The following is an 11164-nucleotide window of genomic DNA, read 5'->3' as shown; positions in this document are numbered from 1 at the left end:
CCCAAATCATATTCTCTGGATCTTATCTCATAATCTCGTGGTTTTTGACTAAGAACCTGGAAACGCTGTGCCGGATAAACCGCTCTTCTGCTCTTGATCTTAAATCCCCACTCGAGCGGTGGGGACCGCTTGCGATGGGCGTGTGCGCTCTTTGAAGCGCGTCTCGCATCGCTTCTTTTGTTCTGTCATCCCATAGTGATACAATGCAGGATCTGCTTTCTCTCCTCAATCTTGACAGTCTCGAATATGGTTCTTCTCGATCTCCCACTCGTTTCTTCAGAGACACCCACCGCCACTTCGTGGCGCTCCTCCCTCAAGGGAGGATTTAAGATGGGATCTCCGGGAGCCGATCACACCATTCGCGCAAGAACCAGCATATGAGTGGTGTTTGAGTCCCTGACTTATGGATAATGATGAGCTCCCTCAAGGGAGGACTTAAGATCAGAATCAACAGGAGCAAAATCTAGTAAGTACTGCCAAGGGAGAAAAAGCATAAAATGATTTCTTTTCAGCTCTCTAACTTATGGGCAGCGATGAGGTCGAGAAACGGGTTCGTTCAACTCCCCGATAGATCTTACCATTTTAATTGCGCTTATCATCTTACGCTAAGTCATCGATCAAGATAATAGTTCTCATTAACGGACAATCTTAATTTGGTGCTATAACAATTATCCTGCAGACTTTGAGAAGCCGGAAGCTCGTCGCTTCTTCAGAGGCCGGTATAGATCGGATGTCCTCAGTCTAGCACCGAATGAGTGCGCCCTATCTTTTGTTTCAGTGATGCTGAAGATGGCGTCCTCAAAGTGTACTCGAAGTGTGTAGAAACGAAACCCAGCAAAGTCGAAGAGAGAGAGGCATAGGTAGCACTTCATTGACTGAAGAGGAAGAAGCAGTTGCTTTAGGTTACGAAGAATATCTAGAACAAGAATAAATGCATTTTCGAAATTCAAGAGTATTATTGACTTGTTAAGGACGTCATGAAGGATCGCGCTCCAAATTGCTTTTCTGTGGGTTGCATGAAGTGCCACCAGTCTTGAGTATAGCGATTCTTTCAGGCGCTCTCTAGAGTCATTTTATTAACGATTGTTAGTCAGAAGGGGATATGATTTTTAGTAGACAGCATGGCGTGAAATTGTATTGACTAGAACATATTATTTGTGAAGTGACGTAAAGGGATTCCTCACCGAAGCTTCAAGAGGAAACAGGATTATTGTGTAAGCTGATTGGAGGAACGCTGTAGCAAGTTTACTGGATCGAAATACCGCGAGTGATCGGTGTTGTTTCGGGCTTTATGGAGTGAAGCTTCAAGGACCGGGAAAAGAGTACGCGGTTTTTCAGCCGAACGGGTGAGAGTTAACTGAAAGGGCTGACGAAAGCTGATTTTATCTCGATTATTTGCACAACTGCCAAAAATGGCCAGTGCAGGCGCCCGGGCTACAAATCGGCCAATTTTATGCTCGAAGGAGCGTTTCTATGAGAAGGTTTCTTACCCTGTTGTTTGCAGTAGTCAGTACAATTTTGCTTTTGGTAAACCCCTGTTTTGCGGTAGATGGAAAGATAGCCTTGACGGAGGATGAGATTGCTTTCGTGAATGAGCATCCTGTCATAAGGCTTGGAGTAGATCCTGCTTTTGTGCCTTTCGAGTTCATTGACAAAGATGGAAAGTACAAGGGTATTACCGCGGACCTTTTGTCGCTCATCGAAGAAAGAACAGGTCTGAGATTTGAGATAATATCGGGGTTGAGCTGGCCAGAAGCATATGATCTGGCTCTTTCGGGCGAGGTCGACGCTTTGCCTGCAATATCGAAAACCGATGAGAGAGAGAGTTACTTCCTTTTCTCCGAACCGTATTATTACTTCAAGAGGGTAATCGCAACCAGAGACACCGACACGGCTATCTCCGGAATCGAAGATCTGGAAGGACTAACAGTAGCTGTGCAGAGAAATAGCTCTCATCACAGCTACTTGCTGTACTATCCAAGAATAAACTTGAGTCTGTACGACTCTGTCGAGGCTGCAATAACAGCAGTAGCAAACGGTACGGAGAGGGCTTTCGTCGGGAACCTCGCTACAACGAATCATCTAATACGCGCAAATGGGCTGACAAACCTGAGATTCACTGCATTCGAAGCGGAGAAGCAGTTGGCCCTGCATTTTGCAGGTCGCAAAGACTGGCCCCACTTCATTAGCATTATCAACAAGGCGTTGGATTCGATCACACAGGAAGAGAGAATTGCCATCAACAACAAATGGATTGATTTGGAGTCAGAGGTTGACTACGGCCGAATAATTCAGATCATTTCTATCTTTGGTGCCTTCGTTGCCGTTGCAATGGCTGTTTCGATCTATTGGATTTTTCGTCTGAAAAAGGAAATCAGAAAAAGGGAGCTCATTCAGGTCGATCTGGAAAAGGCGAAAAGAGAAGCGGAGGATGCAAATGAATTCAAGTCAAGCTTCATGGCACGGATGTCTCACGAAATCCGGACGCCTCTCAGCGCAATTATGGGAATGGCTTATCTGCTGAAAAAGACTGAGATTTCTTTGACACAGAGCATGTACATCGATCGGATTACCCAGGCTTCAAACAACATGCTTAGTATAATCAACGATATTCTTGATTTTTCAAAAATCGAAGCAGGCAAGGTGGAACTGGAGATTACTTCTTTCAGCATGGATCAGGTTATCCAGGATGTCGTTAACATTGTGTCCTACAAGATTGAAGAGCAAGAAATCGGGTTCAGGCTTTCAAAAGATCCCCTCATTCCCAACTGGTTTTTCGGTGATCAGAAGCGAATAGAACAGATTCTCCTCAATATCCTGAACAATGCGGCGAAATTCACAAGTACTGGTGAAGTCTCGTTTGACGTCAGACTGGTAGCTAAGGAAAATGAGAAGTATCACCTGTCATTTTCCGTTAGAGATACCGGTATCGGTATGACTGAAGAGCAGATAAAGAACTTGTTTATGCCTTTCATACAAGGAGACAGCACCATAAATCGTCGGTTTGGGGGTTCGGGATTGGGGCTGTCAATCGTTAAGAATCTTGTGGAAATGATGGGAGGGGAGATCCAGGTCTTCAGCACCCCGGGAGAAGGTTCCACCTTCATCATTCATCTGTCCCTGGATGTCGACAGAGAGAGGGAGGATCTTTATGCGAAGACCTTCTCGGCGACCCACTTCAAGAATATCAGGACGCTTGTCCTGGAAAAGACAGGGGCCAGTATGAACTTGATCGAGAGCTATCTAGGCGCATTTGGAATGCATTGTGAGCTAACGACCTCTCAGGTAAGTGCTGTGAGCATGTTGGAAGCTGCCGATGGGAAGTTCGCCAAACCCTTTGACCTCTTCATTCTGGATTACGACACACCAGCGGAAGGGGGCTTCGAATTTGCAGTTTCGATTCGAAATAACAGAAGGATACATAAAACTCCAAAGCTTATCATGCTCCTGCCAATGATGAGAGAGGACCTGTTTGACAAACTGAACGACTATGGAATCGATATGGCAATTGGCAAGCCGATTATTCCTTCAATTCTCTTGAATGGAATTCTCGACATTTTCAAGCTCAAGGCCGTTTCCGCCTCCCATCCTGCCATAAAAGAGCAAGTGAGTCATTCAAAGCTGGAACGCCCACACCTGGTTCTCCTGGTGGAAGACAACAAGACTAATCAATTGATTGCCAAGTCTATTCTTCAGCAAGTGGGAATCGAATCGATTTTGGCCGGAGACGGAAAGACTGCTGTTGAACTCTACCGGCAGCATAAAGAGAACATCGACTTGATCTTTATGGATCTGCACATGCCCATAATGAACGGTTACGAGGCGGCGAAGGAGATCAGGAAGATGTCAGACAGGGTCCCGATTGTGGCGATGACCGCCGACGTAATTCTCGGTGTGAAAGAAAAGTGTGAAGCAAGCGGAATGTATCATTATATAAGCAAGCCCTTTAACCCTGACCGTTTAATTCAGACCGTCAAAGAAATAATCCAGGAAAATGAGGAAGAGAGCATACAGGAATCTACCGTTCTTGATCAATCGGCCGGACTGAAGAACATTGGCGGGGATTCAGAAGTCTATCGGCAGATATTGAAGGCATACTTGGAAGAGAACCAGGAAACTGCAGAAAAGCTTTCACTTGCAATAAATGAAAAGAGATATGCCGATGCCGTGCAGATCGTCCACAAGGTTAAGGGAAGCTCAGGCAGTATCGGAGCAAAGGAATTGTACACAGTGTCAATGGAATTGCAGAAGGCTCTAAATGAAGAAAAGGAAGAGGAAATACGGCCGCTGAAAGAAAGGTTTTTTGGTTTGCTGAGAAAACTGATTGAGGAAATCGATCGGTTTCAGACCAAGAAATGAAGAAGTATGAGTCTCTCCAACTTAAGGAGGAAGAATGATGTCTGCGAAAATTCTGGTTGTGGACGATTCGGCATCAGATCGTTTCATCATCGAGAGAATGTTGCGAGAATACGATATTCTTACAGCTTGTGACGGAATAGAGGCAATGCAGCAAATCGACGAACATGGCGATATTGACATTGTGATCCTAGATCTGAACATGCCAAAGATGGATGGATTCGAGGTTCTAAAGGCTTTGGAGTCAAATGATCGCTACAAGGGACTCCGGACAATAATTTTGACGAACTACGATGAGCTGGATAATGAGATTGAAGGCCTGAGGCTTGGGGCGGTGGATTACATTAGAAAGCCCGTCAATATGGATTCCTTGAAAGCGAGAATCGAGATTCACGTAGAACTGCTTAGAATCCAGCAGTTGCTCGAGCAGAAGCTGTATGAACAGGGGTTGACCTTCGAGACGATCTTCCAGCAGGCGCCAATCGGGATAGCTATTTCGCACGGTTCTGAACCGTCCAATAGCAAGAATGCCGTTACGAGGTTCAATCCAATGTTCGAGCAAATAACGGGAAGAACGAAGGATGAACTCATGGAGCTTGGCTGGGCGAAGATCACATATCCCGATGATCTCGATAAGGACCTGGCTAACTTCAAGAAGCTGCAGAGCGGTGAGCTTAGCAGTTATTCAATGGAAAAGCGATACGTTAAGCCCGACGGCTCGATCGTTTGGGTTCAAATGACCGTGGCACCGCTCGTAATCTCGAATGATAGCAGATATAACCATATATGTCTTGCTCAGGAAATCACCAGACGAAAAGAGATGGAGGCCGATCTGCTTGAAAGCGAGCGTAGCAAGTCCGTTCTTCTCTCCCATCTTCCCGGTCTGGCTTACAGGTGCAAGTGCGATGGGCAGTGGACTATGGAGTACGTTTCTGCCGGGTGCTCTAAGTTGACCGGTTATCCTCCGGAAAGTCTTATTAGCAACAAGGACCTTGCCTTCAACGATTTGGTTGCTCCGGAATACCGTGAATCTCTCTGGAGGGAGAGGGAGAAGGCAATTGCGAAGAGGATGCCCCTGAATTATGAATATCAAATAATTACCGCAGAGGGAGAGCGAAAATGGGTTCTGGAAATGGGAGAAGGAGTGTTCACTGAGGCAGGAGAGGTTGAGGGTCTTGAAGGGATAATTATAGACATAACAAGTCGGAAAAGATCTGAAGATGAACTCAAGTATACTAGTGAACACGACAGATGGACGGATCTGTACAATCTTAGTTATTTGGAAGGAGTTCTCAAGAGAGACTCGAAGAATCGAAAAGCGTCGAGAAGAGCTCTTATTAGTGTAAATCTGAGTAATATGCAGTTAGTGACGGCGACTTACGGATTCCACTACTCTCAGGAATTGACAAGGAATGTGGCCGAATCACTCAGCAGGTTTTGTACAGAAAATCTCCTGCTATCTTACGCATATGAAAACCTGTTTGTTTTCTACTTGAGAGATCACGAAGGTAAGGCGACTCTTCATGAATTCTCAGAAGCTATTGCAAATACACTAACTTCCTTGTTTGAGGTTGAGAGAATCGGAGTTGGGGTCGGTGTTGTTGAGATCAATCAGGATAATGATAGCGATGTTGATCAGCTGATGAAAAGACTTCTCATCACATCGGAAAAGGCGATTAATGTTAATGAGAGAAAAGTTGGGATTCGATTTTATGATGAGGAGATAGAGATGCAGATTACCCGCGAACTGGAGATAGATCGCGAACTTTCCAGAATTGCAGTAAGCGAAGATGATGGCGGGTTGTTTCTGCAATATCAGCCGGTCCTTGGTCTCAAATCAAACCTGATTCGTTGTTTTGAAGCTCTGTCGAGACTGAGAACCGACAAACTCGGTCTTGTGCCGCCTTTGGAATTCATTCCGGTAGCCGAAAAAACAAAACTCATTATTCCCATTGGTAGAAAAGTCATGTACCAGGCCTTTAGCTTTCTTAACGAGCTAAGAAAGAATGGATTCAGTGACATTGGAGTCTCGATAAATGTCTCTGCCATTCAGCTTCTGAGAAGTGATTTCGTTGACGATCTGTTTGAAATGATAAGTGAAGCGCGTGTTTCCCCCGAAAACATTTGTCTCGAAATAACTGAAACGGTCTTTGCTTCAAACTACGAGGAAATAAACCGAACTCTTGGTAAGTTGAAGGATAACGGTATCCATATTGCTATAGATGATTTTGGGACAGGATACTCATCTCTTGCGAGGGAACAAGAGCTGAACGTCAACTGCCTGAAAATTGACAAGTCTTTTGTTGATGGACTGATGCATTTGAGAGCCGAGGATACTATTACTTGTGATATCATCTCGATGGCCCACAAGTTGGGGCATTATGTTACGGCAGAAGGGGTTGAGCATGAGGAGCAGAGACAGTATCTTCTCAGTTGCGGATGTGACGAAATACAAGGATATCTCGTTGCCAGACCTCTGGACAAGGAGGCGGCAATCGAGTTTCTTAAGATTCATAATCATCAATGATGGCTGCTGATAAGTACTACATCCCTTATTGAAATGAATGGCGAGGCCGATGAAGAGGAAAGAAATAGCCTTGCGCTCGGACTGTAAACTAAGCCGGTATTCATGAATGTGTGGTTACTCTTTAAAGATATGCTTCGAGAGTTTGGTCTGTGAGAACAAAGTCTTCGCGGAAGAGCTAAGTACAGGATCTATCTGAACGGGCGACACTTTTCACGCATCTTCGCTCAGATTTCTTCAAAGGCGGACCGCTTAAACCAGAAAAATAGAATACTCGCATCATATTGTGTCGTTATTGAAAGCAGCATCATTTGACGGAGCGCTTCTTCTATTAAGCGACTCAGAAGAAGAAGTGCAGGGTATCCTCAACCGTCAGTTTGTGATTTCAATTTCTGTTTCCTGGCGTATGAGAATTCAGCGGAGTATTCATCGAGAAAGATGAACTGTGTTATACGATTTGTGATGTATAGAAGAGACAAGCTGAACGCTCTGCCATTCTTGGCATAGTTTTGCGATAATGCAGAACCTCGATGAGCAGATGTTGAATAGGGTCTTCGAAAGAACGCACAAGGCTTATGTAAGATAGACGCCCTCTGCGACAGCTGAGAATTAGCCTGCCTAGTATTCCGAAAGGATTTGATCAGCGAGAATTAATGCCTTTTGTCTTGGTGTGGCAGAGTGTAAAAAATCTTAGGGTAACTATTATAATGAAGAAAGGTGGCAAATGAGGTTCAGAAAAACAGTCGATTACTGTAGCACATGCAACAGAAGAATAAGTACTCCGAAGAGGGATGGAAAGTACTATGAGAGGAAGTAAGGGAGACATTTCAATCAAGTGGGCGGCCGCAATTGTATTCATGTTGACTATTCTGATGTCCGTGGTCGGAATCGGGAGTCTCATTTTCGCGAGATGGTTATCTTCGGCTGAGCTGACATCGGAACGGATTGTTGGAACAATAAGCGAGAGTACGTTCAGTCAGATAGTCAACTTCATGCACGAGCCTACTCACATTAACGAAGCAAACCACAAGATCATCGAAAACAATATTCTCGATCTCTCTGACGAAGAAAATAGAGAGAAATTCTTCGTCGGTGTCTTGAGTTCTCAGAAAGAGGAAGTATACAGTTTCAGCTTTGGCACGGTCAACGGAGAGTACTATGGCGCCCGCAGAAATGAAGATGGAGTAATAGAGATTATGAGAAACGACGCTTCTACGGGAGGCTACTCATGGTACTATTCCGTGAATGAGGATTTGACTGCCGGCGAGCGGGTAGTCGTAGCAGGGAAATTCGATCCTCGAACTCGAGCATGGTACAAAGCTGCAGAAGCCGCAGCGGGTCCCATCTTCTCGCCAATCTATAAACACTTTGTAATGGATGATCTGACCATTTCTGCCGCATGGCCGGTCTACGACAGGGAAGGTAGTTTACGGGGTGTTTTGGGAACGCACATGCTCCTTTCGGGTGTAGGAGGCTTTCTCAAGGAAACTGTGAAAGACTATGACGGCTACGCAATCATTTTTGAAAGGGATACAGGTCTGCTGATCGCAAATTCTTTGGAGGTCGATAACTTCTCATTTCTATCCGACGGAACGTTCAAACGGCTATCAATTTGCGAAATCGATAACTCGGTCATTCGGCAGGTTTGCAGTAACTATAATCTGAGTCAGGATCCATTTCTCACTTTCAAAGACGAGAATGGAAAGGTCTTTGTCGACATTAGAGAAATCCGTATGCCGGGAGTCGACTGGGTCTTGCTAGCTGTGATTCCTGAAACACATTATATGATCAGTGTTGTGGATAGTATTCATCTAACTGTTTTGCTGGTTGCGCTTGCACTGGTTTTCTCTGTCATCATATTCTTCATATTAGCTCGAAAGCTTATGAAGCCTGTAAACGATCTTCTTCAGGTGTCCGAGGCGTTTTCCTCCGGGGATCTCTCAAAGCGAGTTCAAGTCGCTAGGGACGATGAGATTGGAACCATTTCGACGGGTTTCAACAGAGTTGCAGACAAGATGCAGTTTCTTATAAACAACCTGGAAGATCGTGTTGTGGAGAGAACAAAGGAACTGCACAAGGTAAATGCAGCATTGGAGGAAAGCAAGAACCAACTGCAGCTCTTGCTTGACTCAACTGCAGAAGGTATTTATGGAATTGATATGAATGGGAACTGCACTTTCTGCAATACTAGTGCCGCTAGAATTCTTGGATACTCAAGCATAGAGGAATTGCTCGGGAAGAACATGCACCTTAAGCTTCATCATAGCCGCCGGGATGGAACGGTGTTTCCTGCTGATGACTGCAAGATTATCAGATCGATCAAACAAGGCAGAGGCTTTAAAGCGGATGACGAGGTCTTCTGGAGAGCTGACGGCACTTCTTTCGATGTGGAGTATCACTCGTATCCCCAGATAAGAGACGGGAAGGTAGTCGGCGGGGTAATAACCTTCATGGATATTACAGAACGGAAGAAGAGAGAGGAAGAGATCAGGTACTTGAGCTGCCATGACTCACTTACGGGACTTCATAACAGAAGTTGTTTCGAAAACAACCGTAAGGAGATCGATAAATCAGAAAATCTTCCGATGTCCGTAATCTTCGCAGATATCAATGGCCTGAAGATGACGAATGATGTATTTGGTCACGCTGCCGGAGATGAACTATTAAGGAAATCTGCAGAGGTGCTGAATCAGTCTTGCAGGGAGAGTGACGTGATTGTTCGAGCCGGCGGCGATGAGTTCATTATTCTTCTGCCGAAAACGGACAAGGAAGAGGCAGAGAAGATACTCTCGCGAATCAAGATTGGGTTTTCGAATACACGTGTCGCAGCGATGAAGTGCAGTGTCTCACTTGGTCTCGATACGAAAAAAAGTATCGATCAACCGCTGGAAGTGGTAATGGCAAACGCGGAAAACTCTATGTACAGAGATAAGACAATGAATCGCAAATCTTCAAACAGGGAGATAATAAACTCAATTATTGAGACTTTGCATTCAAAGCATCCGAGAGAGAAGCAGCATTCAGTTGCTGTTCGCGAACTGTGCGGCCAAATTGGATCTGCCCTAAACCTCTCCGTACATGAAATCAGCGTGCTGAAGCGAGCGGGCTATCTGCATGACATCGGGAAAATAGTACTTGATGAAAGCATCCTGTCTAAGGATTCTTCTAAAGTCTTGACGGGGGAAGAGAGGGAGAAGATGAGGCAGCATTCCGTTGTCGGATACAGGATCTTGAATCTTTTCGATGATACGCTGGACCTTGCCGAATTTGCCTACAGCCACCACGAAAGATGGGACGGAAAAGGCTATCCGAGAGGGCTTGCAGGAGAACAGATCCCGCTGATATCTAGAATCATATCGGTAGCAGAAGCCTATGAACGTGTTCTCAATAGAGGCGACGATTCAATCGAAGAAAGAAAAGAAGCTGCCATTCGAGCAGTTAGGGAAGGCGCCGGGAAGCAGTTCGATCCGAATATCGCTGAAATTTTCGTCAAAATGATTGAAGAAGAAACCACTTGAGCCGGGCATGGGACGCGGTTGATTTGGCGAATAGCCGACCCGTCAGGGATTGTCGCTCTTCATCTTCATTGTGAAGGCAAGAACTACCGAAATCATAAGCATACTGCATAACCTATTTCCCATAGTAATTCGGGGGAGGATTTTGGTGTATTCGCCGGCCAGAGCAAAACGGCCTGCACTTACCACGTGAAAGGCGGAACATCTGCGATCGCTCTGAATGTTCCGCCGACCAGGTCGAGATGAAACCAGCCGCCTGAAAGCCGGGCAGAGCCGTTAGTGTGAGCGCTCCGCGAAGTCTACCGACCTGTTTTTCTGTGAAGAGGCTCCCGCAAAGCAAACCAATAGCAATGAATAAGCAGCCACCGGTATAAGCACAACAATGGTCGGCAGAATGTTGAGATTGATTTCAAGTCCCAAGATGATTGCGACGATGAAGCATAGGGTGATTTGCATCGAAAACATTGGAATCAGAGGCAATGTATATCCCAGAATGCAATCCTTGGCCGTCATTGGCGAAGTGAAAAGCCTTGGAATGAAGGAATCGGGACAATCCCAAGAGATAGTCGTTCCTGAAAAGAGCTAAATGAACGAAAGGCCAGACATCGCGATACCGGGAGTCGCCTTCTTAACGGTAAAGATTCCCACCGGCACATTCGACTGAATTAGGGCTTCCTGAAAAAGCGTACAAAGCGGATGAATAGTGAAGTACAGGCGAATAATGTGGTATAATGGTGCAAGGGAAAACAAGGTATAGACTCAAAAAGCT

The 11164-nt window shown here is 45.4% G+C and carries 3 protein-coding genes and 1 pseudogene; 3 read left to right on the top strand and 1 reads right to left on the bottom strand.

Features of this window, described 5'->3' with window-relative positions:
* Positions 1-1605: 1605 nt before the first annotated feature.
* The 3 genes from ENN47_09160 (at position 1606) to ENN47_09150 (ending at position 10398) form a co-directional block, all read left to right on the top strand.
* Positions 1606-4359: a transporter substrate-binding domain-containing protein gene (locus ENN47_09160; protein ID HDP78331.1), complete on the top strand. Its 2754-nt coding sequence runs from the start codon at positions 1606-1608 to the stop codon at positions 4357-4359.
* 37 nt (positions 4360-4396) lie between these two features.
* Positions 4397-6883, top strand: a complete 2487-nt coding sequence (locus ENN47_09155; GenBank protein ID HDP78330.1) for an EAL domain-containing protein — start codon at positions 4397-4399, stop codon at positions 6881-6883.
* An 800-nt stretch (positions 6884-7683) separates the two neighbouring features.
* Positions 7684-10398, top strand: a complete 2715-nt coding sequence (locus tag ENN47_09150; protein ID HDP78329.1) for a diguanylate cyclase — start codon at positions 7684-7686, stop codon at positions 10396-10398.
* A 42-nt stretch (positions 10399-10440) separates the two neighbouring features.
* Here the strand turns inward: ENN47_09150 and ENN47_09145 are convergent.
* Positions 10441-10983: pseudogene (locus tag ENN47_09145) on the bottom strand (ABC transporter permease).
* Positions 10984-11164: the final 181 nt, after the last annotated feature.

Origin of the sequence: Mesotoga infera (genome assembly GCA_011045915.1) — a bacterium.
Lineage (GTDB): Bacteria > Thermotogota > Thermotogae > Petrotogales > Kosmotogaceae > Mesotoga > Mesotoga infera_D.
This window is presented reverse-complemented; position numbering and strand designations above follow the sequence as displayed.